The organism is Pseudobutyrivibrio sp. AR14, assembly GCF_900101325.1.
Taxonomy (GTDB): domain Bacteria; phylum Bacillota; class Clostridia; order Lachnospirales; family Lachnospiraceae; genus Pseudobutyrivibrio.
In genome coordinates this window covers 52,951-78,336 of sequence record NZ_FMUY01000003.1, presented here as the reverse complement: position 1 = coordinate 78,336, position 25,386 = coordinate 52,951, and the positions used below count along the sequence as shown (strand labels likewise).

Genomic DNA, 25,386 nt, shown 5'->3' with positions numbered 1-25,386 from the left:
AAACCCCTTTACACAAATTGACAGAAGACTGATAGAAGTCTTCTGTCCAGTTAATTACATATTTTACATTTTAATTGTTGTAGTGTCAAAATTCTTGGGCTAAAATACCTTTTTCCATTCTTCCTTTTCAAGGTCAACTCGCTTGTGGATAAGTCTCACATTGGCCTTGCCATGCTTTTTAACAAAATAAAGAGCATAATCAGCAGAATTCATATAGTCCCAAGCTCTGTTTCCATGTTGTGGAATGTGGTTGACCACACCCTGAGAAAGAGTGACTCTTTCAAGCTCTAATTTCTTAGATACTGCATCTATCTCATTCTGGATAAACTTTGCCTTTTCCACAATTTCCTCATCGCTCATATCGTAGTAATAAATGATAAACTCATCGCCACCATATCTGGCGACAAAAATATTGTCACTTACAATCTTCTTAAGAACGCGACCTATGGCTGCAAGAAGCTTGTCTCCCATATCGTGACCATAGCTGTCATTGATGTGCTTGAAGGAATCAACATCCATCATCTCCACGCCTAGATTCTTACCCTCTTTATTTGCCATATCGAAAAGCTCATCAATAACTGAGTTGAGCTTTAGTCTATTGGCGATTCCAGTCAATGGGTCTGTCTCTGCTGCTGCAGAAAGGAAAAGATTTCTGGTGCGCTGCTGAACAAGCTCAGAACGAAGTCTAAGGGTGGTAAGGAACGCTCTCTTATTATCGATAGACTGCTGCTGTGAATACTTGAAATAATCGTAAGCACACTGAAGCTTCTTTTGCTCATCCCCAAGCTCCTCATACATCTGAATCTTGCAATTGCAAACAAACAGATTCAGATTGGAAACGTCTCCTCTTATTGATGTCTCAGCGATTCTGATAAACATCTTTTCAAGAGTCTCATATTGCTTTTCCTCTAGGAGAATCTGAAGCAAATCCTTAATCTCGTCAAAATATGTATAGTAATCATCGCAGCAGAAAAATGCTGCAAGAGTATCACTTAATGTCTCCTCTGCCTTTTTTTCATCTCCTATCATGCGATAGTAGTGATATTTAGCAAGAATAATATCGAAATATTTCTCGCAGGCTGGACACTCTGCCATAACCTTTTCCAGCTCTTTATAAGCATCCTCTGCATTAGCCTGCTTGCCCATCTCACAATATATATTGAAGATGCATGCGTAATTGCCCGCCATAACAGAGCTCTTCTGTATGCCATCCTCCATGTATGCGCAGCACTCAATAGCTCTATAGTTGTACTCAAGAGCTCTCTCAGGTGATGCCATCTCCTTACAAAGTGAGGCAAAATTGGTGCAAGCATTAGCCTCAGCGCCATACAGGCGCTGAGCTCTAGCCAACTCTATGCAATTTATAAAATGTTCTTCACTGGTAATATAGTGGCACTCACTTCTGAAAATGATGCCAAGCTCATTGTAACAAAGACACGCTAAAAGATATTCATCTGTCTGAGCCAGTCCCTGAAGACCTGCTGACAGATAGTAAAGAGCCTGGGAGTAATCACCATTTTGGCAGCAAGCATCGCCCAAAATACAGCTAGCAAAATCCTTAAGATCGTCATTGCCTCGCTCCTGGGCCATGTCAAATAAATCGCACGCCAAATCAAGGTGACGTTCGTTGTCTACCTTGCGAATTTTATTTATCTCATCAACCAATTCGGTGACTTCTGGTGATTTCTTGCTAAGGATATCTTCCAAAACCAACACTCCCTCTACTTGCATAACATTATGAGAGAATTATAACATCAGCTTCGTTATAAATCCATTAGACAAAACGACTAATTTTGCAAATATAACGCAGCTGTCAAAATGCCATTGTTTGTATTCATGTAAATAACCATGTTCTTGTCATAGCGATTTACAAATTTCATATCAAGGGAACCCCATGAAATTGTAGCATCCCAACCAGCAGGAAGATAGTTTACAGGAAGGGAATGAGCGTGACGCTCTGTAGCCGGAATTCCTGCCACCTTCATTGCTGCATAGATAGTAGAAGAAACCTGACAAATACCACCGCCAAGTCCCATTGCATGCTCCTTGTTGATAAATACAGGAGCAGTAACATATCCATTCGCTGTAGAACGAGGACCAATTGCACTATTTGCTGAGAATGTCTTTCCTGGGGCAACTACTGTGCCATTAACACTGGCTGCAGCAAGAGCAATATTAGTTGCACGTGCAGCTGTTGGATCATACTCTGTAGCGTATACGCCAAGAAGTGTAAGCTGTCTTGGCACTTCTATTCCACCACCTACTGTTGGTGTAGCATCTCTTCCCTCAGATGCTCCCATGTGAACGTAGTGATAAACATAAGCAATCAAGTTGTCTCCGTAAAGGGCAACAAGATCTGGATTCTTTGTCTTGTAATCTGTTGCATTAAAAGTAGCACTAGCATTTCTACCCTCGTAAATACCGCAATTTACGTAATGGTTTAAAAGATAAAGTGGGCTACCATTTGCATTTGCTGCTACATCTGGATACATTGTGGCATAGTATGCCTCATCGAAGACTGCCGCTACAGCCTGGATGTTGTCATTTGCTGCTGCCTTTACTTCTAAACTAGGCACAAAGGCAAATGCCAAACAAATGCACAGAATTGATGCAACAATTCGCTTGTTGATTTTTAAAATTTTTTCCATAATTCCTCCATGTTTCATAACATAATTCTAAATAATGAATAAAATCATTATTTCCCATATACATGGGACATTATTCTGACTATTTACTCAATTCTAGCACGTTGCATAAAAAAATAAAACACCTTGCGCTAAAAACAAGGTGTTTTACTATAGATTCTTAATTTTATTTCTTTTTTGTATTTGCCTGCTCTTCTGCAAGTTCCTTGCGCTTTCTAGCAGCCCATGCTCTAAGACCCTTTTTCTTTTTAGTGTCTGCCTGAGCATTGCCACCTCTAAGTCCCTTAACCTTTGTGATGTAGAGACCAGAAACAGTAGCCTTAACTTCCTTCTTAACTGGCATCTCATCAAAGATATCTGCCTGGCAAAGAAGTGTCATCATCTGTGGGCCTACCTTAGCCTTAACTACTGGAGCCTTTGTGTTCTTAGCGTACCAAGGAATCTCCTTAACAACAGCCTCTGGAAGACCTGCGTCCTTAAGTTTCATACGCTTCTTATCGATGATAAGCATTGAAACCTGCTGTGCAACCGCATCCATCTGCTCCTTCTGAGCTGCCTCTCTCTCCTGAGCCTTCTTACCTAAGAAATATAAAACAACAATAGCTACGATAAGCACTATTGCGATAACAAGCAAAGTAATTGCTAATGGGCTCATAAAATAATCCTCCTACCTAGACCCTTACTGGGCCACAACTAAGTGATATTCTATCATGCCATAACCCCAAAATCAATCTAATCTTCGCGAAACCGCCACCAGTACATTCATTACAATTTCCAAATATCCTCATTGTATTGTGCTATTGTACGGTCACTTGAGAAAAAGCCTGCATTTGCAATATTCTTAATCATCTTGCGGCCCCACTCAAGTCGGTTCTCGTATGCCTTATAGGCCTTTTCCTTTGTTGCACAATAGTCTTCAAAATCAGGGAATGTCATGAACCAATCCTTGTTTAAAAGCTCATTGTAAAGGCGCTCCAAGTTTTCTTTCTGGCCTACCTCTAAAAGCTTATCTGAAATAATGAAGTCTACAGCCTTCTTTAATTTCTTATCCTTCTTGTAGTAATTCTTTGAAACATAGCTGCCCTCAGCGTAACGCTTGATGACAGTATCAGAATCTTCACCAAAGATGAATATATTGTCATCACCTACAAAATCATGCATCTCCACATTTGCACCGTCCATAGTACCAATGGCAACCGCACCATTTAACATAAATTTCATGTTAGATGTACCAGATGCCTCCTTTGAAGCAAGGGAAATCTGCTCATGGATATCGCAAGCTGGAATAAGCTTTTCAGCAAGTGTCACATTATAATTTTCAACCATAACCACCTTGAGATATGGGCTTACCTGAGGGTCATTTGCAATGACCTCCTGGAGGCAAAGGATAAGGTGGATAATGTCCTTTGCAATTACATAGGCAGGAGCAGCCTTTGCACCGAAAATAACAGTGATTGGACGGCTTGGCTTTTTACCTTCCTTAATCTCAAAATATTTGTTTATCACGTAAAGTGCATTCATCTGCTGACGCTTGTACTCATGGAGTCGCTTAATCTGAATGTCATAAATGCTATTTTCATCAAGTGAAATTCCCTGTGTTTTAGCCAAATAATCCTTAAGAACTTTTTTGCGAAGATCCTTTACCTCAAGGAATTTATTCACTACAGCATCATCATTCATGTACTGCTCAAGCTTTTTAAGCTCTGTGGCATCCTTTTTAAATCCCGGGCCAATAAGCTCCTCCACAAGGCTAGCAAGCTCTGGATTGCAATACAAAAGCCAGCGGCGGAATGTAATACCATTTGTCTTGTTATTAAATTTTTCTGGATAGAGCTTGTAAAATTTATTGAGCTCTGTTTCCTTTAAAATCTCTGTATGAAGAGCCGCAACACCATTGATTGAAATACCATAGTGGATATCCATATGTGCCATGTGTACAAGGCCATCTCTTATAATTGCCACATCAGGGTCAGACACCTTTTTAGCAATACGGTTGTGAAGCTCTCTAATTATAGGCATAAGCTGTGGAACAGCCTTCATCATAAAGTGGATTGGCCACTTTTCGAGGGCCTCAGCCAGGATTGTGTGGTTCGTATATGCGGTACATTTTGAAACCACATCAATCGCTTCGTCCATAGTAAGGCCACGAATCTGAAGGAGTCGAACAAGCTCAGGTATAACCATTGATGGATGTGTATCATTTATCTGAATAACAGCGTATTCTGGCAAATCATAAAGGTTAGAGCCCTTTTCAACTGCCTCATCTAAAATAAGCTGAGCGGCATTTGAAACCATGAAATACTGCTGGTATACGCGAAGAAGTCTTCCGTTTTCATCAGAATCATCTGGATAAAGGAAAAGTGTAAGATTCTTAGTAAACTCGCTCTTATCAAAATTGATTCCGTCCTTTATAATAGACTCATCAACTGTTTCCACATCAAAAAGATGGAGCTTTGTTGTCACTGAGTCATAGCCAGTTACATCTATATCATACATACGAGACTGTACGTTGAATCCACCGAAATCTACCTGATATGTCTTGTCTGTTTTTGTCATCCAGCTATGCTCAGACATCCATGGATTTGGCTCCTCATTCTGGAGATTGTTTGCAAACACCTGCTTAAAAAGTCCCATATGATAAGCAAGTCCTACACCATCACCATTGAGACCAAGTGTAGCAATGGAATCAAGGAAACATGCAGCAAGGCGTCCCAAACCACCATTACCAAGAGATGGCTCCACCTCTATTTCCTCAATCTCAGCAAGTGACTTTCCATTTGCCTCAAGTTCCTTTTTAACCTCATCATAAATGCCAAGATTAATCAGATTGTTTGATAGAAGCTTACCAATCAAAAACTCTGCGCTTATATAATAAAGCTTCTTCTTGCCGCCCTTTATTTCTTTATTCTGAGCCTTATCCTTAACATACTCTAAGAGGCCAATGTAGATTTCCTCATTAGTGCACTGATCCATGTGTCGACCAAATCTTATCTTAATATACTCGTTAGCTGTCATATTGTATTCTCCTCCTATTGATATCAATCCGTCTGTTACGCTCTCAAGCCTAAGATATTGTCTTCGTCGACTAACACGTCTCCTGCGACAACACTTAGAGCTTGTTAGCTACAGACTAATTTAAATTAACACCCTACGATAGTAAGAGTATACTGCTATTTTACCACGATTTGCTTGCGTTATTACGCTAAAAAGTGATACTATTCTATCATGATTAATATAAATGAGTATCAAGCGATACATGAAAAGATAAGTCATTTTGACTACAACATTCCATATAATACATATCCTTGCACCATTCCTTTGGATTTTGACAGCGTGCCCTTACACTGGCACGAGGACACGGAATTCATCTATATAAAAAAGGGAAAAGGGATAATTGTCATAGACGGACAGGAACATACTGTTGTTGCCGGAGATATAGCATTTATTCTTCCTGGACGTATGCACGGTATTTATCAGTTTGAGAACTCTTCCATGGAGTATGAAAACATTCTTTTCGATACCAAATTGTTCTCCTCCACCACAGACGATTTCTATGATACTTTTCTGCTGCCCTTTTTTGAAAACACAGTGGAAATCCCCCACATTTTCCGTCGAGGGGTTACTGGATACGAGAGCATCAAAAAATATTTAGATGCCAATGACAATATCTCAAGTCATAGAGAGGGTGCCTGGGGCTTAGCCATAAAAGGAAACATGTACCTTCTTTTATTTAATTTGGTAACACTTTATGAGACAAAAATAAATATTGCAGAAAACAAACGAATAGATAAACTGAAGCCAGTCATCAAGTATGTAGAATTGAATTATAGTAAACAGATGACTGTTGCTGAGATGGCAAAGCTTGCAGGATTTTCAGAATCCCACTTTATGCGATTTTTCAAGGACGTTTTTGGAGTAAGTTTTATAACCTATCTTAATGACTACAGGCTTTCGATGGCGGCCAGACTCCTGCTATCCACAGAGGAAAACATTCTCACCATCTCTCAGCAGGTAGGTTTTGAAAACCTGTCCCATTTCAACCGATGCTTTAAAAAGAAATACAATAAAACACCTAGAGAATATATGAAAGCCCCTGCCAAATAGCAGGGGCTAAACTTATTATTAGTAGTGAATCAATTCCTCATACTGCTCAAGGACATCTGTATATTCAGAAGGAACACCAGCCTTCTTGAGATTAGCGATAAGAGTCTTAAAGCTCATTGAATCTGCGTATTTTTCCTCATTTTCGTAATCATTTATATCTAAATAATGAGATGGTGCTGACATAAGCTCGACCTCACCATATGAAGTCTCTAAGTTGATTGTAGCAAAGCTTACGCTGTCATTCTTAATAGTAACTGTACACTTTGAAGTATCCTTAGATGAATCAAAGAGAATATCGTACTCTAAGTTGGCAAGCATCTGGGTTGCGATATCACCACCAGCATCAATATCATCACCAGATCTTACAACAAACTCACCTATAATATGTCCCTTTTCATAAGCTCCCTCATCATAGTCAATCACTTCAATTTCAAGAACTTCATCACCATCTGACTTGATTGTAAAATCGCCATTGATAACATCATGTGATTTTGTACCAGAACCTGTAATAATAGATTCGCTGCCACCATCTACAAATCCGATTTCCATACCGAATTCATCGCCATCTTCTGGATAGTAAGCATAGAGCTTGCCATCCTCAGACTCTGGTGTAAGCTCAAATCCCTTAAGGTCTCCCTTAGCATTTACATAAACGATAAGCTCTGCAAGCTCTGTATCTCCATCGTGATGCTTCTGATAGTTTCTAAGGTTCTTCTTCTGTTCCTTAACCATATCTTCAACACTATCTAAGAAATCATCATACCAGTCCTCGAAGTCTGTTGAAGAAATTCCGTAACTCTCAGCAAATACTGGATTAGAACCATAATAGTCAAAGTAAATATTCATCAGGGCCTTAAGCTCCTGATCCTCAAGTATCTCCTCACCAACTGCTACAGAAATAGCTGCCGATGTCTCCTGATCGATAGTCGCTGTAAGTGTGTAGTAGTTAGCTGAAACGCCATCTACCTCAAGCTCATCCTTATCTTTTTCAATATCCTTAAGTTCATCTGCTGCCAACTTAATGTACTTAACTGCTAATTTTTTCAGGTCTTCATTAGAAATCTGACCCATCTGAGAAATAGCATCTAAGCTAGCAACCGCACCGCTTAATTCATCATCACTCATCTCGGATAAATCTACACCTAAGTACTCTTCTGATAACTCTGGAATCTGCATGTAGAATGCCTCATCCTCCATCTGAGCAAGGTATAATAACGAAATAACGTCTACTCCGTTAACTCCACCGTAGATATTGGCACCTACATTATTCTCATCTTTAGCACCAACTTCCATTCTGATATGTGCTGACTCAAGCCAGTCCATATCTACATCGTAATTATCAAGTAAGTCTTTGAAGCCGTCATCTAAAGTGACCGTAGCATCAACAACCTGCTGCTTTCCATCGTCTTTTAATGTCTGCGCACGCAAATCATAGTATGCCTGATTCTTATCAAATGTATCTTCTACATATCCAACAAGGGCATTTTTCATCAAGCTCTTTGGGCTAGAGAAAGCTGCGCGGAAATTGCAGAAAATAAGTGCAACGATAGCACCTACTAAAATTACTGCACCAATAACAATAAGCCATACCTTATTAAACTTTTTCTTAGGTGCTTCTGGAATATATTCAGGTGTTCCATAATCATATGCAGGCTGCTGAATCATAGCAGGGTCTGCAGCTGGTGCCTGTGAAGCTGGAATCTGATTCTGAGTAAGTTCCTCAGTAGGAGCATCTCCTAAAATATCATTTTCAGCAACAGGTGCCTCATCAAAAATAGAACCCTCATTTTTTTCAAATAGCGGTTCATTATTATCACCAAATAAAGAAGCAGTCTCCTCTGCTGGTGTCTCCTCTTCAGCCACTGGTGCTTCCTCTTCAGAAGTCTCCTCTGTAGCTACTGGTGTCTCAGGCTCTACAACTGTCTCCTCTACTGGAGTAGTCTCAGGCTCTACCTCAATGTTTGATAACTCTTCAGTAGCCTCTGAAACTGCCTCGACTGGAGTACCGCACTTAGGACAGAACTTAATGTTACCATTGATTTCGTGTCCACATTTAGAACAATTCATAATTCATCTCCTCCTAATTATCTACTTAAACCGTCTGGTTAAAGTATTTAGCACATACCATATTATTAACAAAATTGTACCATAAATCAATAATGATTTTACAAAATATTCATCGTGAATGCAATACAAATAATGAAAAGTAGGGAAAAGTTTTTGCAAAAACCTTCCTTCCTTTAAATCTATGAAAACTGGCGATAGTATTGCCGATGACATAATCAGTATTGGTGTTATTATTCCAAGCCCCTTAATTCCGCGAATTAAAAGTCTCAAAACACTGGCCAGACAGATGACTGCAAAGTCATAGACCATAAGGGCTAATATTTCCCGGAGAGGATTTGTAAACACTCCTCCATAGGCCAATCCAATTAAAACCATAATTGATGGAATCAAAATGATTACCAGATAATATAGGAAATCCCTAACAAGTGGGAACTTTGTCTTCCACCAGATGAAGAGACTATTTTTATCATCCTCAATATAATACATTGATGCCGCAACACCACAAAGCAACAGCCACAAAGCTAAAATTCCTCGAAGAGGCATCATCAGGTAACTAACTTCTGTATCATCACCATCTGGCTGGTCCACATATCCCATTTCAAATAGATTTCCATTTATTCCGTAAGTGTCGTAAGTATCAATAATGTGGGAAAGCTCAGCGTCTGTTGGCTCATTATTGTAGACAGCCTCTGCGGTATATTTAATACCTATCTCTCTAGCTACAAGTGGATAGACTCTGCTGCAAAGCACCTCTCGTCCTAGCATATGGGTAAGCCCCGACTCTCGGATTACAATTTCCACCTTTTCCTTAGTCCTGCCCTTTGACGCCATGTCAGAGACAGTCTTTTCAAAATCCTCAGGGATAATCCATGCCTCTGCTATCTGCTGTCTCTCAACATCTGCAATCGCCTCATCCTTATCATCATAGAAAATGAACTGTAAAGCACCAGGATTACTCTCTATATCTTCTCGCAAAGTCTGAGAGAACTGATCCTCCCCAGGAATATACACGCCAATAGTCATAAGTCCCGCATCTGCCGAACTCATGACATTTAACATAAATACCATAAGCGGCACCACTAGAAGCATGGCTATATAGCTTTTCTTTTTTAATAATCTTTTTAAAAGTAATAAATATCTCATAGTTTTATCTAATCTTTTGCTGGCGAAGCCCTGTCGCCACAACTAAAAATATCAAAGAATATGCAAACAATGACAGAGCTAACAGGGGAGCATGTCCTCTTGTGAGAATCTGTCCAATATATCTAAAGGCTACACCGGACGGAATGATTTCACCTATACGCTGAACCACTCCTGGAAAAAATGTCTTTGGATAGAAATACCCTGAAACATATCCCATACCAATGTAAAGCATAAATGCCACTAAAATTTTATTGATAACGCCAATAAGGATTTCAAAAATCATAAATCCAAGTGCTGAAAACATAATGCACACTGGGATAAGCTTTATTCCAAATCCGATATAGTCGGATACGTAGCTCTTAGCAAACTCCTCCATAGAAAAGATGCCAAGTCCCATAACTGTAAATATAACTACTAGGGTAACAGCAGTGCACAAAACATTTATAGATAAAAATGGGATGTATTCTCCCCCTATCTGGTATGGTGCTGTAATTCCCTTTGAACTCATAAATTTATACTGAGCATTCTTTTGGCCTAGGAAAAATGAAATAGCACAGAAGGAAAGTAGCATCATGAAAAATGCCAATATTCCTGAAAAATAATATGCTGGCGTAGACAATCCGTCTGATAGCCCAAGTTCTGTTATTTCAGCAACATTGGTACGTACCATTAGAGAGGCTATATAAACCATAAACAGCTCGTCTATTTTTTCAGCGCGGTAAGCCTTATTATAGCCTTGCTCCTTCATAAGCTGACGCACTGTACAGATGCCAGTCTCCGAATATACGATAATATTGGTGGCGATAGCAGCTATTTCATCCATCATCACATTGGATATGCCCTTTTGACCAGAGGTAGCGTAATATTTTAGCTTTTGGTCATTAGTCATAGCATTAAGGGCATCACTAAACTCCTCCGTAATTACGATATAGGCAGAAATATCCGCAGAACGCATTGCATCTCTTGCGGCGTCCTCGTCATCAAATTGAACAAGCTCAATCATGTAACGACTCTCGTCAAGGGTGCCTATCATATAAACACCAAGACTAATCATCTCATCATCAGTATCACCTACAACGCCTAGCTTGTATCTCTGTTGCTCCTCTTTGTAAGCATCACTGTACATCAACGCGATACCAGCCGCACCCAAAAGTGCTGCAATAACTAAAATCATTGCCACAATTCCAGGAAGCAGTTTGAAAATTCGCTTGTACTGTATTATTAAATAATCTCTAAACTTAATCATAACTCTATAATCTTCCTATAAGATGTGGAATGTCCCCGTCGTATTTGTATGGAGAAAGTACTCCCTGTTTTAAGATAAAACACTTATCGCAAAGCTCAATCTCCTGAACCTCATGAGTAGCAATAATGAGAGAGCCTCCCTGACGCTTGAACTGCTCAAAGTAGGTATAGATTCTCTCTTTGCACACCAAATCAAGTGCAGCTGTTGGCTCATCTAAAAGTAAAAGCTTGGGATTGGAATTAATGGCACAGCCAATAGTCAGGCGCTTTTTCATGCCACCTGACATCTGATTAACCGGAACCTTAATAAACTGGTTGATTCCAAGCATCGCAAGGAATCCTCCCTCCAGCTCCTTTTTAAGTTTATCTACTGGGTACCACATTCTAAGATTGTCCCATGCAGTGAGCTCCGTAATAAGTGGAGTCTCCTGTGGAACGTAAGAAACAAGCTCATTTCTGAGCTTCGTATTTTTCATAAGATCCTTGCCATCCAGATTAAAAAAACCGCTGTTTGGATGCTGCAAGCCTGCAAGAATAGTGAGAAGAGTGGACTTGCCACTACCATTTTCGCCAAGAATACCAACGATTTCTCCTGGCTCAACTGTAAAGTCTACGCCATTAAGCACCTTGTGCTTGCCGTAGCTTTTGTTGATGTTTTTAATTTCTATCATAACTATAAACTCCTTAAAACTGGGACTAGAATTGCTCAATCGTCCCTATATACAAAACAGTGGTGCTATTTTTGCTCTAGCAGACTGTTGTAATCAAATGTCAGGTAATACATCATCTCAACTTCGATGTATTCATTGTAATTCTCAAGCGTAAGCTGGTCAGTGCCAGAATACATCCAAGCTAAAATCTGAGAATTGACCCAATCACCATGGTGACACTCATCCCTGTAATTGTCCAGATTGGTGGTGATGTCATATTCATTGTTAAAAGAATAGAGATGAATGTTATCACATTCTAACATAAGAGAAATGGCATATCTCTCTGATTCAATCCATCTCTGGACCTCACCCTTTTCATTTTGAGCTCCCCACCAGGCAGCCGAGTAAGGGGTAAGGTAATAATAAAAATCAATATCTGGATTAGCCATTGCTATGTCAGTAACATTTTCAGTAATATTCGCATATACGTTGGCCTTAATCTCATCTACAAAAGGCACCTTGTATGGAGCTGGCGCAAATTCAGTCCTGTCTCCTAAAACTGCCTGTGCCCCAAATGTAGCCTCATCCATCCAGTTGGAATAGTCGTCAAAGCTAGTGATTCCTGCTGGCGCTCCTGCTATAGACTTTTGAATCATTGGAAGGCAGATATCAAATAAAATCTCTTTATTGAAAATATAGTTTACATCGTTAAATGGATTATTATCATAAAGGTACTCTGGGTAATCGCCCAAATCATCTCTGATTCTGTCAGGCTCGTCTATTATATATGCGTAATCAAGAGGGCGAATCACGGTTTTTAAATTTGGATTAGCTGCTATGGCATTTGCAATATTTTCATTTTGCTCCTTATATGTGCCACCAGCAAATGGAACCTTTATGAAGGTACCTCCAAAGAGCTCTTCCGCCTCGCTTGTCTTAAAATTTTCCGACATAGAGGTACCAATAATCATGCCATCATAATCAAATCTCTTGATGATGCCATCATTTTGGCTTCGCTGATTATCAAGTTCATAGTATAGGTTAGGCTGTGGCTTGTGATAGTGAAAATATGGGTCAATGTAAGCGATAGTTCCACCTACAATCCCAAGTGCCGCTAGTACCAGCACCAAGGCACATACCAACCAACTTTTAACGTTTTTTATCATATCAAATCACTCTGCTAGAGTTACGTGAACAAGCCTTAGTCTTACTTCGCTCAACAATACACGTTTCGCTTAAGTAAGCTAAGAGCTTGTTTACTACTCTAGCTCACTTATTATATTCTCCCTAATTTTAAAAATTAAAGTAGAGGAATGTACTGATTCCGCTGAAGGACAAAACACTGGTAACAAAGAGCACCACAGTCCAAAGCAGGCTTCGTACATTAGGCTTAAATGCCACCATTTTTTCATGGGCATTTTTACATCCTATAATAATAACTAGGGCTATCACATAGTAGATGGCCGCGTAAATTACTGGCAATGAATTTGCAAGAGCTGAGCCATCAAGAAGAAACTTTAGCCCAGGGGTCGCAAATGCTGTCATAATATTTTTATCTATGCTTGTAAAATTCAAATGAAAAATCTGCTTAAAGAAATCTATAGCATCTCTAGTTCTAACTGCTCTAAAGAACACCAGTGACATACTAAAATAAACCTGACAAATCAGCCATCCAAGCACTGATGGCATAGCATCAAATGCCTTCTTAAACATCCTAGTTACTATAACAAGAAGTCCGTTTAGCACTGACCAAATTACAAAGGTCCATGCTGCGCCGTGCCAAAAACCACTGAGCAAAAATACAATGAAAATGTTGAAGTATGTTCTCATATTTCCCTTGCGATTACCACCAAGTGGAATATAGACATATCTAGTGAAAAATCGACCAAGAGTCATGTGCCAGCGATTCCAAAAATCAGCTAGATTAAGTGACTTATATGGACTATCGAAATTCAATGGCAGGTCAATGTTAAGCATCTTGCCAAGACCAATTGCCATGTCGCAGTAACCACTAAAATCAAAATAAAGCTGGATGCTATAGGCAAACATTACCACGATAGCATTAGTAGCCTGAAGTGTAGCTATATTTCCATAGCCTAAGTTAACAGCACCTCCAAACACATCCGCAATCAGCACCTTTTTTCCAAGACCCATGGCAAAAATATAAAATCCCTTTGCCAAGTTATCCCAATCAATTTTCTTCTTATTAGCATCCAAAAGCTGAGGCACCAGCTCATCGTGAGTTACGATAGGTCCTGCAACTAGCTGTGGGAAAAATGTCACGTAGCAAGCGTATGTAAGGAAATCGTACCTCGGAACCTGTCCGCGGTAGGTATCTACAATGAAGGAAATCTGCTGGAATGTAAAAAAGCTGATTCCAAGTGGCAACATAATATGCTTAAGTGGCCAATCGGTACCTGCAACAGCATTTACATTTTCAATGAAGAAATCCATGTATTTGAAGTAGCCGATAATCCCTAAGTTAACCGCCACAGCAAAAATCATAACCGGCTCGCGGAATTTATTTTTATCCTGCTGCTGCAATCTGCTCATCCATAGATAAAATAGATAGTTGATGCAGACACTAGAAACAATAATCAGCAGATATGCTGGATTAAAATAACCGTAAAACCAAAGAGACATGCCCAGCAAAAAGGCTCTCCCCAACTGATACTTCCCCGTCTTGTTTAAGAGGAAATATCCCACTATGCAAATTGGTAAAAATAAAAATATAAATATATATGAATTGAATAACATATCTGTTCCTTATTTAGGTTCACCCTTTAATTTACATTAAATAATATTTTCTCATATTTTATAACTAAAATCACTATAAAAATGGCACCCTTTTATCATGGGTGCCATGGTGATTTTCTATTCTATAGTTGTAGAAATCAGATTATCATCTTTATCATACACAAGCTTTAGGCTAAAAAACTCCTCTGTCTCACCAAGAAGCTTAAGAAAAACTCTATCTCCTTCCCAGAGATTAAGCTCCATAACTCTATCAATATCCACCCAGGCAAGCTCACCTTCATCACAGTTAGAGCTCAGCTGTCCAGAGAAATCATCGCTAGTATATACAAATGCATACTCTGTAATGTCCCCCATCACAAATGTAATGTGACCTCTGCATTTGTAGGAATTAAGAGTCAGTCCCGTCTCCTCAAACACTTCTCTTTTGATACAGTCAGCTGGAGACTCTCCCTCCTCCACATGACCACCTACACCGATATACTTGCCAGCATTGATATCAGCATTTTTCTTGGTCCGATGAAGCATCAGATATTTATTATCTTTTATTAAATAACAAAGCGTTGTAAAAGTCATATTTTTCTCCATTCAATATACGCTTATTGTATACCTATAGTGGATTTAAGTGTAGTGGATTTCTTAAGTGGACTATGTTTATCAGTGTTTGCACTAGTCAAGAAACGTCCACTAAAAAAGACATCCTATACTATGGCCAGTTGGCATAAGTGTAGGATGTCTTATTTTTTATACTTTTAATTTATTTAAGTGCCTGTGCAATATCAGCAATAAGATCAGCGCTATCCTCAAGACCGCATGATACACGGATAAGACCTGCTGGGATACCAGCTGCCTCAAGCTGCTCATCTGTCATCTGACGATGTGTAGATGTAGCTGGGTTCAAGCAGCAGCTTCTAGCGTCAGCAACATGTGTCTCGATTGCAATAAGCTTGAGCTTCTTCATGAAGCTCTCAGCTGCCTTACGGCCACCCTCAAGCTCAAATGATACTACGCCGCATCCGCCATTTGGAAGATACTTCTGAGCGATTTCATAGTAATCATCTCCCTCAAGGCCTGGGTATGTAACCTTTTTAACCTCTGGCTGCTCACTTAAGAACTTAGCAACAGCAAGTCCGTTTTCAACGTGACGTGGCATACGTACGTGAAGTGACTCAAGACCAAGATTTAAAAGGAATGCATTCTGTGGTGACTGGATGCAACCAAAGTCACGCATAAGCTGTGCTGTAGCCTTTGTGATAAATGCGCCTTCCTTGCCGAATTTCTCAGCGTATGTGATACCGTGGTAACTGTCATCTGGTGTGCAAAGTCCTGGGAACTTGTCAGCATGTGCCATCCAATCAAACTTACCAGAATCTACGATACATCCACCAACTGCTGCACCGTGACCGTCCATGTATTTTGTAGTAGAGTGAGTAACAATATCAGCACCCCACTCGATTGGGCGGCAGTTCACTGGTGTTGGGAAGGTGTTGTCAACGATAAGTGGAACACCATGCTCATGTGCTACCTTAGCAAACTTCTCGATGTCTAAAACTGTAAGTGCTGGGTTAGCAATAGTCTCGCCAAATACAGCACGAGTATTCTCCTTAAATGCAGCATTAAGCTCAGCCTCTGATGCATTAGGATCTACAAATGTCACATAAATGCCCATCTTCTTAAGTGTAACCTCAATAAGATTAAATGTACCACCATAGATCGAAGAAGATGCAACGATGTGGCTTCCACATTCACAAATGTTGAAAATTGCAAAGAAGTTAGCTGCCTGACCTGATGATGTAAGCATTGCTGCTGTACCACCCTCAAGTGCTGCAATCTTAGCAGCTACGTAATCATTAGTAGGATTCTGAAGTCTTGTGTAGAAGTATCCAGATGCCTCCAAATCAAAAAGCTTGCCCATATCCTCGCTTGTGTCATATTTAAAAGTAGTCGACTGCACGATAGGAATCTGACGTGGCTCGCCATTTCCTGGTGTGTAACCAGCTTGTACACATTTTGTACCTATTCCATTATTGCTCATAATCATTTCCCTCCTGATTAAATTCGCTTTTTCCACTTTACCACATTAAAGAGCATAATAAAACCCCAGGTGCTTATAATCCTGGAGTTTTCAAAAAAACTACACATAATCTATTATTGCTTGAATCATATCTGAAATATACATTAATTTATTAAGAGGGATTGTCCCTTTCTTAGAATAATGTCTTGGCCTTAAATCTATTTGCTTAATACTATCACAAACAACATAATATGATTGTTCATTATAAGTAAATTCAATCTCAAAAGTTGAACCACAACTATTTTTTAGAATAGGACATAGAATAGCTTTTTCAGATTCGTTATATTGGTTTTTACTAATAACCAACGCTAAATCATTTATATTTTCAATTTTTATAATATCACCTTGCTCTACCATATTTCTCTTCCTACAGGTTCTCCCCATTCATATTCTTCTGATGCTTGCATTGGTTTTCCAGATAAACGTATATATTCTTCTAGTGTTCTATGTTTAAATCTAAAGCCTGATTCTAAAAGTTTTTTAATCTGTTCGTCATCTAAATTATCTATAATACTCATATCAAGCAACCTCCCCTTTTCTAATTCCTGCGCATATATACTCAATCTTCTAATTTGATCTTCACTTGATCTATAAAAATCCCATGCTTCAATCCCAAAATATTTCCCTAACTGTTCTAAAGAGCCATAGTTAGGAATAGTTTTTGCATTAATCCAATCACAGAAAGTCGTATATTTTAATCCTAAATCCTTGCATACTTCTTTTCTAGATTTACCCTCTTTATTCAAATAAAACTTTATATTATTAGAAATTGTTATTCTAATATCTTCATTTGATAATTGCATATTACGTCCTCCTCGTATTTATAATACGGTATTGCCGTACTGCATGTCAAGACAAAAAGGGCCCACACTTTCGTGTAAGCCCTCATCATAGTCTGAATTAGTTTGCGTATGCATTTACTGCATCTATTACTGTCTGAATTTCTTCGTCTGTGAGTTCCGGGAACATTGGTATTGTAACACCGTGCTCTGCCAAATCCTCTGCAACAGGGAAATCACCGTGCTTGTAGCCAAGACCTGCGAAGCATGCCTGCTCGTGCATTGGAACTGGGAAGTATACGCCAGTTGTAACTCCACGCTCCTCAAGGAATGAACGGAAAGCTGCTCTATCCTCAACACGAAGTGGATATACATAGAAAATGTGCTCATTGTAGTCTGCAACAACAGGCTTTGTTATCTTCGCATTTGTAATCTTTTCATTATAAATTGCTGCGATCTGACGGCGGCGTTCATTCCAGCTATCCAAATGTGGAAGCTTTACAGAAAGCATAGCTGCCTGAAGAGCATCAAGACGTGAGTTGAAGCCTACAAGGTAGTTGTAGTACTTTGGAAGATTTCCGTGGAAATCAATCTTGCTCTCATCAAACTCCTGATTGTTAAGGCGAGCATAAGTGTATGCGCCATTAATTCCTGAACCGTGAACACGGTAAGCTAAGCATCCCTTGTAGAAATCTTCGTTGTTGGTAACGATGATTCCAGCATCTCCTGCTGCGCCAAGATTCTTTGTAGGGAAAAATGAAACACAAGCCATATCTCCAAGAGAGCATGTGCGGCGTCCCTTATATTTTGCACCAGCTGCCTGAGCGCAATCCTCAATTACGATTGCATTATGAGCATGTGCAATACGGCAAATCTCATCCATATCAGCAGCCTGGCCATAGATGTGAACAGGAATAACTGCCTTTGTCTTGTCTGTAAATGCAGCCTCAAGCTTGCTTGGGTCCATTGTGTAAACCTCTGGCTGAATATCAACAAATACTGGTGTAGCACCAACCTGAGCAATAGCCTCAGCAGTAGATACAAATGTCATGGCTGTAGTGATTACCTCATCACCCTGGCCAATACCTGCTGCTAAAAGTGCAATTACAAGGGCATCTGTACCATTGCCTACACCAACAGAATATTTCGCTCCGCAGTAGTCTGCGAACTGCTTCTCAAAATCTGCAACCTTTGGTCCTAAAATGTATCCACCTGAGTGAAGAACCTCAAGAGCTGCTTTATCTAATTCATCCTGGAGAGACGCATATTGTCTCTGGACATTCATAACAGGAATCATAATTTCCTCCTTTATAATACATACGCACCTTAGTGATTCTCTCGCTTGTTACGTTCTCAAGCCTAAGATATTACTTCGGTTCACTACATGTGAACCTACGTAACACTTAGAGCTTGATAACTACAAGCTATTTATAATCTTTATAGATGCTATTATTTACTTACTATATAAAACTAAATCTAAACTCGTCAATTATTTACGGGTTGGAAGTTTAGCTAATACTTTTGCTTTTATGTAATCCACCTCTTCTATTTTCATAAATAGAAGGATTAGCCCATAGCCTGCTATTCCTATAACAGCCGAAAGCAGGAAGACGAGTATGTTATTAGTTACATGTTCTTTTATAAATATTATAACCGCCAAAGAAAAAGCAATCGATGGTATTTGCTTAATTAGCACTGGAATGTGTGCCAAAAAATTGTAGCTTGGCAAGTGCTTCTTTAGCATCTGCGAATTAATTATAAAATTGACTGTCATACTAATGGAGCTAGCAATAGTTATTCCCATTATTCCAAGGAATCGGGATAATATTACACTAAAGAGAATATTAACTGCTACTGCTATAATACCTGTAATCATAGGTCCCTTCATATTCTTAAATGAATAGAGACCACGCAAAATAATATCTCTTACACCCATGCTAGCGAAACCAAGTGCATATCCTATAAGAGCCGCGCTTGTCATAGCTACTGAAGCACCATCAAATTTACCTCTTTCATATATTATAGAAACAATATTAGAGGCGCAAAGACAAGTAACAATTGTTATCGGTAGCATCATGCAAATCATGATATTGATTGCCTTTTTCATTGTGGCTATAAGGCTATCAAAATTCCCCTCCGCAATGTAAGTGGAGAAATTAACATATAATATATCTACCACATTGTTTACTAGAATTACAATTACAAAATCCTCTAGTGTAACTGAATATGTAAGAGCAGAGGCATTGCCTTCACCGAGTCCAGTCGAAAGTGCATTATCAACTATTTTATTAATCTGAGATACAGAATTTCCTACAAAAAGCGGAAGGGCTGTCGCAAGTACAAATCGTATTTCCGGTACCTCAAAAATATTTACAAGTGTAAATTTAAAATATCTTCGTCCCCTAATCAATAGAAGAGTTCCGAAGATGATGTAGCTTAAATACTGCGCCACCACAAGGGATTTAACAGCTAAAATCGAATTTAAGAAAATACAACATCCAATTGTTGTAACGCTAGTAACAAATGATTCTGTACGACTCACCACAAAATCTTTGTTAGCATCCATAAGTGATGTCCACACAAGCGTCACCACTGCAAATAAAAAGAATGGATAACATATTCTCAAATAGGATTGCAAAACCAAAGACTGATCCGGCGTGTATTTAGGCGCTAACACTCCAGCAATAAATGGGGTAATCATATATACCACTAGAAGCACCATCAATACAACAGGTACCAATATCTCAAGGCAAGCGGACATCAGACGGGATGCTGCGTCCTTGCCCTTTTGCACCAAGCAATGAGTGTATATACTCACCAATGAAATAGTTATAGCCCTTATAAACGCAGAGCTAAGCATCCCCACAAAATTGAATGCCACATTATATGCATCTGTTTCAAATACTGTGCCGAAGACCTTGGCTATTACCATCTGTTTGACAAAGCCAAGTAACTTAAAGCACAAAGTAAGTATGGAAACCACCAGTGTGGTACTCACGATACTTTTTGTTTGTTTACTCATATTCTCTACCTATTCTTTTCCTTCATAAGCCATATAAGTATAACTCTTGAATCTCTGAAAAGCTAGTTTATTATCAAATACCACGAGCTCTGTGTGATATACTACTGCCTATTTCGATTTTTTCTTTTCAGGCAGTAGTGTTTTTCTCTTGGACTACTGCTTATTTCGTTTTTTCTTTTTTAGGCAGTAGCATTTTTCTCCTGGACTACTGCTTATTTCGTTTTTTCTATTCTAGGCAGTAGCATTTTTCTCTTGGACTACTGCCTATTTTAATTTTTCCTTTTTAGGCAGTAACATTTTTCTCTTGGGCTACTGCCTATTTTGATTTTTCCTTTTTAGGCAGTAGTATTTTTCTTTTGAGCTACTGCTTATTTCTTTTTTTCCTTTTCAGGCAGTAGTATTTCTCTTTTGAGCTACTGTTTATTTTGATTTTTCCTTTTTAGGCAGTAGTTCCAAATAGTATTCCTTGATAGATAGCTGCATAAATCTTCTATAAATAAAAAGGGGATGCCACATTGCTATGTCGCACCCCTAAAACTTCATGTATTAAATTATTTATCCCACTTCTCTAACATCTCGCGAACATAGTCAGTAGTCATGATCTTATCTACTGTGCCCTGGATATCAAGACGGTTTGTGTTGTGAGAAGTATATGCATCATTTGCCATAGTGTTAACCTGGCCGTCAACGAAGAACTTGTCATAGTTGAGGTCACGTCCATCTGGAAGAACGCGGTAGTAGTTGCCCATATCCACTGAGCGAACGCACTCTTCGTTTGTCATAAGTGTCTCGAATAGCTTCTCGCCGTGACGAGTACCGATGATTTTTGTGCCTGTATCACCAAAGAGCTGCTGAACAGCCTTAGCAAGGTCTCCAATTGTAGAAGCGTCTGCCTTCTGAACGAAAAGGTCACCTGGCTCGCCATGCTCAAATGCAAACATAACAAGTGCAACAGCCTCATCAAGGTTCATAAGGAAACGTGTCATGTTAGGATCTGTGATTGTGATAGGATTTCCTGCCTTAATCTGGTCGATGAAAAGAGGAATAACTGAACCACGAGAGCACATAACATTTCCATAACGTGTACAGCAGATTGTTGTCTTACCTGCAGCTACACGAGCATTTGCTCCGATAACTTTCTCCATCATAGCCTTTGAAATACCCATTGCATTGATTGGGTATGCAGCCTTGTCAGTTGAAAGACAAACAACTCTCTGAACACCAGCGTCAACAGCTGCGTGAAGCACGTTGTCAGTACCCTCTACATTTGTGCGAACAGCCTCCATTGGGAAGAACTCGCATGAAGGAACCTGCTTAAGTGCTGCTGCATGGAAAATGAAATCAACACCTGGCATAGCATCCTGAACTGAACGCATGTTTCTAACATCACCGATGTAGAACTTTACCTTGCCTGCAAGGTCTGGGTGCTCAGCCTGAAGCTGATGTCTCATATCATCCTGCTTCTTCTCATCTCTAGAGAAAATACGGATTTCCTTTAAATCAGAATCCAAAAAATGCTTGAGTACAGTAGAACCAAAAGAACCTGTACCTCCTGTTATCATAAGAGTCTTGTCTTTAAATAATTCACAATTCATCTTCTTATCTCCTAATCCGTGATTTTCACATACTACATACCTTGCAATTCACCACGCTTTCGCTCTTATTCGCTCATTGCCCTACATAAGATGCTGCTTTGCACCATCTAAGTAGGGATGGCTCATCAAGGGTTCATTTGCAAGTATGTAGTAGTTCAAATTTCACTCATTTAATTAAAATTGTTTTAAACATCATTCTAACCATCGGTACAGCGCCACTAGTCGTCGGATTTGCGCCATACCATTCTGTTGACTACGTTGGTGTAGCTTTGAATGATTTTGACTACCTTTGTGGAAACATTTTCTTCTACGTAGTCAGGTACTGTAATGCCGTAGTCGCCGTTTTCGTTCATCTCCACTGCTGTGGTGACCGCCTGTAAGAGGGACTTTTCATCGATGCCAGCAAGCACGAAGCATGCCTTATCAAGTGCCTCTGGGCGCTCAGTTGATGTGCGGATGCACACAGCTGGGAATGGTCTGCCAATGCTTGTAAAGAAGCTTGATTCCTCTGGAAGTGTTCCAGAATCTGAGATTACTGCAAAAGCATTCATCTGCAAATGATTGTAATCGTGGAAGCCAAGTGGCTCATGCATCTTAACTCTAGGGTCAAGCTTGAATCCCGATGCCTCAAGACGCTTTCTAGAGCGTGGATGGCAACTGTAAAGGATTGGCATATCGTATTTCTCAGCCAGCTTATTAATAGCTGTAAACAGGCTGGTGAAATTCTTTTCTGTATCAATATTCTCCTCGCGGTGTGCGGAAAGAAGCATGTATTTTTTTGGCTCAAGTCCAAGCTTTGTAAGGACTCCCGATGCCTCGATTGACTCAAGATTCTCGTGAAGGACCTCTGCCATTGGAGAACCTGTAACATAGGTGCGCTCCTTAGGAAGTCCACACTCTGCCAAGTAGCGACGAGCGTGCTCTGAGTATGCCAAGTTAACATCAGAAATAATATCTACTATACGACGGTTTGTCTCTTCTGGAAGGCACTCGTCCTTGCATCTATTTCCAGCTTCCATGTGGAAGATTGGAATGTGAAGACGCTTTGCAGAAATAGCAGCGAGGCATGAATTAGTATCGCCTAAAACTAAAAGTGCATCAGGCTGAATCTCCACCATTAACTCATAAGACTTTGCAATGATATTGCCGATTGTCTGGCCTAGATTGTCACCTACTGCGTCCATGTAAACCTCAGGGTCATCTAGCTGCAAATCCTTGAAGAATACTCCGTTAAGATTGTAATCATAATTCTGGCCGGTATGAGCAAGCACACAGTCAAAATACTTTCGGCACTTTTTAATAACTGCCGCAAGTCTAATAATCTCAGGACGTGTCCCTACTATTATTAGTAGCTTAAGTTTTCCATTATTTTTAAACATTCAATACTCCAAATCCGCTGGTTACAGCTACAAGCCTGAGTATTTCTCCGCTCGACTAACACGTCTCGCTCAAGAAATCTCAGAGCTTGATGCTTACCAGCTCATTAAAATTATTAAATACACTATACTTCCTCATAGTAGGTATCTGGGCGGTTTTGCTCTAACTGCTCGTTAGCCCACATAAGTGTAACCAAATCCTGTGTATCTGAAAGATTGATAATGTTGTGAGTGTATCCAGGAAGCATGTGAATCGCCTGAATCTTCTCACCAGAAACCTCATACTCGATAACTGGGAATGGATTGCCATCAGCATCAAGGCCTACACGGCGCTGCTGAATCAAGCCGTGGCCTGAAACTACGATAAAAAATTCCCACTTAGTATGATGCCAATGCTGGCCCTTTGTAATGCCAGGCTTTGAAATATTAACCGAGAACTGACCGTGGTCAGCTGTCTTTAAAAGCTCTGTAAATGAGCCTCTATTGTCTACATTCATTTTCAAATCAAAGCATGCCTTGTCCTTTGGAAGGTAGCTAAGATATGTGCTGTAAAGCTTTTTCGCAAATGAGCCATTTGGAATGGCTGGCATCTGAAGTGTCTTAGGCTGAGCCACAAAGCTATCAAGGAGCTCAACAATCTCTCCCAAAGTAACATGGTGAGTAACTGGAACGAAGCAATATTTGCCAGCTGTGTCAGGAACCACCTGTCCCTCACCATCAAAATCACAGCGATGCTCGTCGCCTCTAAGAGCGTCCACCATCTCATTTACCAAATCATCTATATATACAAGCTCAAGCTCTGTAGTCGGATCATTGACAGTAATCTCAAGGTCGTTAGCCTTGTTGTTGCAAAAAGTAGCAACTGCCGAGTTGTAATTAGGTCTGCACCACTTACCAAAAAGATTAGGGAAACGGTACACAAGAACCTTGGCTCCTGTCTCCTGCTCATATTTAAAGAAAAGCTCCTCGCCTGCAAGCTTGCTCTGTCCGTACTCGCTACCAGCGTAGCGGCCAAGAAGTGTGGCCTGGATAGAAGATGAAAGCATAACAGGGCATGTATTACCATGCTTTTTAAGTGTATCTAAAAGTGTGCTAGCGAATCCAAAATTGCCAGCCATGAACTCACTATTATCCTTTGGACGATTGACACCTGCAAGATTAAAAACAAAATCGCAGTCGCTGCAGTAGCGGTCAAGCTCCTCTGGGGTGGAATCCATATCATACTCGTAAACAACTAGCTCATCAGCGTCGATGCCGTGGAAACGGTCTCTGCCGTCAGCTACGCACTTAAGAGTCTCTACTAAATTTTTCCCAACAAATCCGGCTGCACCGGTAATCAGAATCTTCAATTTTTCTCTCCTGTCATAGCGCCAAATAAATATAGGCGCACATAATCTGTATAATTATAGCACAATAAAAAAACAAGTACACCCCCGGCATACTTGTTTTAATGTTACTACGTTTTTAATCTACCCCAAATTCAGCGCCTCCATTATACGCTGCAATAAAGTCTTGCTGCGTCTCTTATAGGTAAAGCTCATGGTAGAATATTTTGAAAGTGGATCTGCATTTGCATCCATCTTCTCGCAGAAGATATTCATCCAGACCACATCCTCGTCCTTGCCCTGAAAATCATCAAAGGTCAGCTCCTGACTCTTCAAGCCATCGGAACGCTTTTTTATATTATTAAGACGCTGATAGGTCACATCCCACTCTGGGATTGCCTCTCTAGCCTCCGTCACCGCCTCTTTCATGCGCTTAATGTATTCAGTAACACCGTGCTCCGGTACATTAAAACGCTCGCAAAGTATCTCGTCAAATATCTTGTACTCGTCGAAGAAACGCTCATTTGTCTTTCGTGTTTGCCCCTTAATCTTTGAACCTGCCATAACCTTCCCCTCTCAGTTATCACTCAATAAATGTGTCCATAAC

General features: G+C 39.9%; 21 protein-coding genes. 1 reads left to right on the top strand and 20 read right to left on the bottom strand.

Annotated features, from left to right (window positions below; translation table 11 throughout):
* Positions 1-99: 99 nt before the first annotated feature.
* The 4 genes from BLP50_RS03720 to BLP50_RS03705 all read right to left on the bottom strand — a co-directional run bounded on the left by BLP50_RS03720 (position 100) and on the right by BLP50_RS03705 (position 5,660).
* Entirely contained in the window at positions 100-1,731 is a 1,632-nt protein-coding gene (locus BLP50_RS03720; RefSeq protein ID WP_090151235.1) for a GGDEF domain-containing protein, read from the bottom strand.
* A 56-nt stretch (positions 1,732-1,787) separates the two neighbouring features.
* A complete protein-coding gene (locus tag BLP50_RS03715; RefSeq protein ID WP_176753668.1) occupies positions 1,788-2,648 on the bottom strand; it encodes a VanW family protein in 861 nt (286 codons plus the stop codon).
* Between the two features lie 163 nt (positions 2,649-2,811).
* A complete protein-coding gene (locus BLP50_RS03710) occupies positions 2,812-3,300 on the bottom strand; it encodes a hypothetical protein (protein WP_090151230.1) in 489 nt (162 codons plus the stop codon).
* A gap of 110 nt (positions 3,301-3,410) precedes the next feature.
* Complete coding sequence (locus BLP50_RS03705; RefSeq protein ID WP_090151225.1) at positions 3,411-5,660, bottom strand: glycogen/starch/alpha-glucan phosphorylase; 2,250 nt, start codon at positions 5,658-5,660, stop codon at positions 3,411-3,413.
* 210 nt (positions 5,661-5,870) lie between these two features.
* On the opposite strand from BLP50_RS03705, the gene BLP50_RS03700 reads away from it, so the two are divergent.
* Positions 5,871-6,749: an AraC family transcriptional regulator gene (locus BLP50_RS03700; protein WP_090151221.1), complete on the top strand. Its 879-nt coding sequence runs from the start codon at positions 5,871-5,873 to the stop codon at positions 6,747-6,749.
* An 18-nt stretch (positions 6,750-6,767) separates the two neighbouring features.
* On the opposite strand, the gene BLP50_RS03695 is transcribed toward BLP50_RS03700, so the two are convergent.
* The 16 genes from BLP50_RS03695 to BLP50_RS03620 form a co-directional block, all read right to left on the bottom strand.
* Positions 6,768-8,816 carry a zinc ribbon domain-containing protein gene (locus tag BLP50_RS03695; protein WP_090151218.1) on the bottom strand — a complete coding sequence of 683 codons (2,049 nt, stop codon included), beginning with the start codon at positions 8,814-8,816 and terminating at the stop codon, positions 6,768-6,770.
* Positions 8,817-8,837: 21 nt separating this feature from the next.
* Complete coding sequence (locus tag BLP50_RS03690) at positions 8,838-9,959, bottom strand: ABC transporter permease (RefSeq protein WP_090151215.1); 1,122 nt, start codon at positions 9,957-9,959, stop codon at positions 8,838-8,840.
* 4 nt (positions 9,960-9,963) lie between these two features.
* Complete coding sequence (locus BLP50_RS03685; protein ID WP_090151212.1) at positions 9,964-11,205, bottom strand: ABC transporter permease; 1,242 nt, start codon at positions 11,203-11,205, stop codon at positions 9,964-9,966.
* A 4-nt stretch (positions 11,206-11,209) separates the two neighbouring features.
* Positions 11,210-11,875, bottom strand: coding sequence for a heme ABC exporter ATP-binding protein CcmA (gene ccmA, locus BLP50_RS03680; RefSeq protein WP_090151209.1), 666 nt, complete (start codon positions 11,873-11,875; stop codon positions 11,210-11,212).
* Positions 11,876-11,940: 65 nt separating this feature from the next.
* Entirely contained in the window at positions 11,941-13,020 is a 1,080-nt protein-coding gene (locus BLP50_RS03675) for a hypothetical protein (protein WP_090151205.1), read from the bottom strand.
* Positions 13,021-13,147: 127 nt separating this feature from the next.
* Positions 13,148-14,497, bottom strand: a complete 1,350-nt coding sequence (locus BLP50_RS03670) for an MBOAT family O-acyltransferase (protein WP_242869212.1) — start codon at positions 14,495-14,497, stop codon at positions 13,148-13,150.
* Positions 14,498-14,728: 231 nt separating this feature from the next.
* Positions 14,729-15,184, bottom strand: coding sequence for an NUDIX hydrolase (locus BLP50_RS03665; RefSeq protein WP_090151199.1), 456 nt, complete (start codon positions 15,182-15,184; stop codon positions 14,729-14,731).
* 181 nt (positions 15,185-15,365) lie between these two features.
* Complete coding sequence (locus BLP50_RS03660; RefSeq protein WP_090151196.1) at positions 15,366-16,643, bottom strand: O-acetylhomoserine aminocarboxypropyltransferase/cysteine synthase family protein; 1,278 nt, start codon at positions 16,641-16,643, stop codon at positions 15,366-15,368.
* A gap of 99 nt (positions 16,644-16,742) precedes the next feature.
* Positions 16,743-17,039, bottom strand: coding sequence for a type II toxin-antitoxin system PemK/MazF family toxin (locus BLP50_RS03655; RefSeq protein WP_176753667.1), 297 nt, complete (start codon positions 17,037-17,039; stop codon positions 16,743-16,745).
* Complete coding sequence (locus tag BLP50_RS03650; RefSeq protein ID WP_090151191.1) at positions 17,033-17,485, bottom strand: DUF1731 domain-containing protein; 453 nt, start codon at positions 17,483-17,485, stop codon at positions 17,033-17,035. The genes BLP50_RS03655 and BLP50_RS03650 overlap by 7 nt, the downstream gene beginning before the upstream one ends.
* A 97-nt stretch (positions 17,486-17,582) precedes the next feature.
* Positions 17,583-18,758: a DegT/DnrJ/EryC1/StrS family aminotransferase gene (locus BLP50_RS03645; protein ID WP_330386049.1), complete on the bottom strand. Its 1,176-nt coding sequence runs from the start codon at positions 18,756-18,758 to the stop codon at positions 17,583-17,585.
* Positions 18,759-18,950: 192 nt separating this feature from the next.
* Positions 18,951-20,483, bottom strand: a complete 1,533-nt coding sequence (gene murJ / locus BLP50_RS03640; protein WP_090151185.1) for a murein biosynthesis integral membrane protein MurJ — start codon at positions 20,481-20,483, stop codon at positions 18,951-18,953.
* Positions 20,484-21,034: 551 nt separating this feature from the next.
* Complete coding sequence (locus BLP50_RS03635; RefSeq protein ID WP_090151182.1) at positions 21,035-22,078, bottom strand: polysaccharide biosynthesis protein; 1,044 nt, start codon at positions 22,076-22,078, stop codon at positions 21,035-21,037.
* A gap of 218 nt (positions 22,079-22,296) precedes the next feature.
* Entirely contained in the window at positions 22,297-23,457 is a 1,161-nt protein-coding gene (wecB, locus tag BLP50_RS03630) for a non-hydrolyzing UDP-N-acetylglucosamine 2-epimerase (protein WP_090151179.1), read from the bottom strand.
* 122 nt (positions 23,458-23,579) lie between these two features.
* Positions 23,580-24,803: a polysaccharide biosynthesis C-terminal domain-containing protein gene (locus BLP50_RS03625; RefSeq protein ID WP_090151176.1), complete on the bottom strand. Its 1,224-nt coding sequence runs from the start codon at positions 24,801-24,803 to the stop codon at positions 23,580-23,582.
* Between the two features lie 120 nt (positions 24,804-24,923).
* A complete protein-coding gene (locus tag BLP50_RS03620; protein ID WP_090151172.1) occupies positions 24,924-25,343 on the bottom strand; it encodes a DUF6548 family protein in 420 nt (139 codons plus the stop codon).
* Positions 25,344-25,386: the final 43 nt, after the last annotated feature.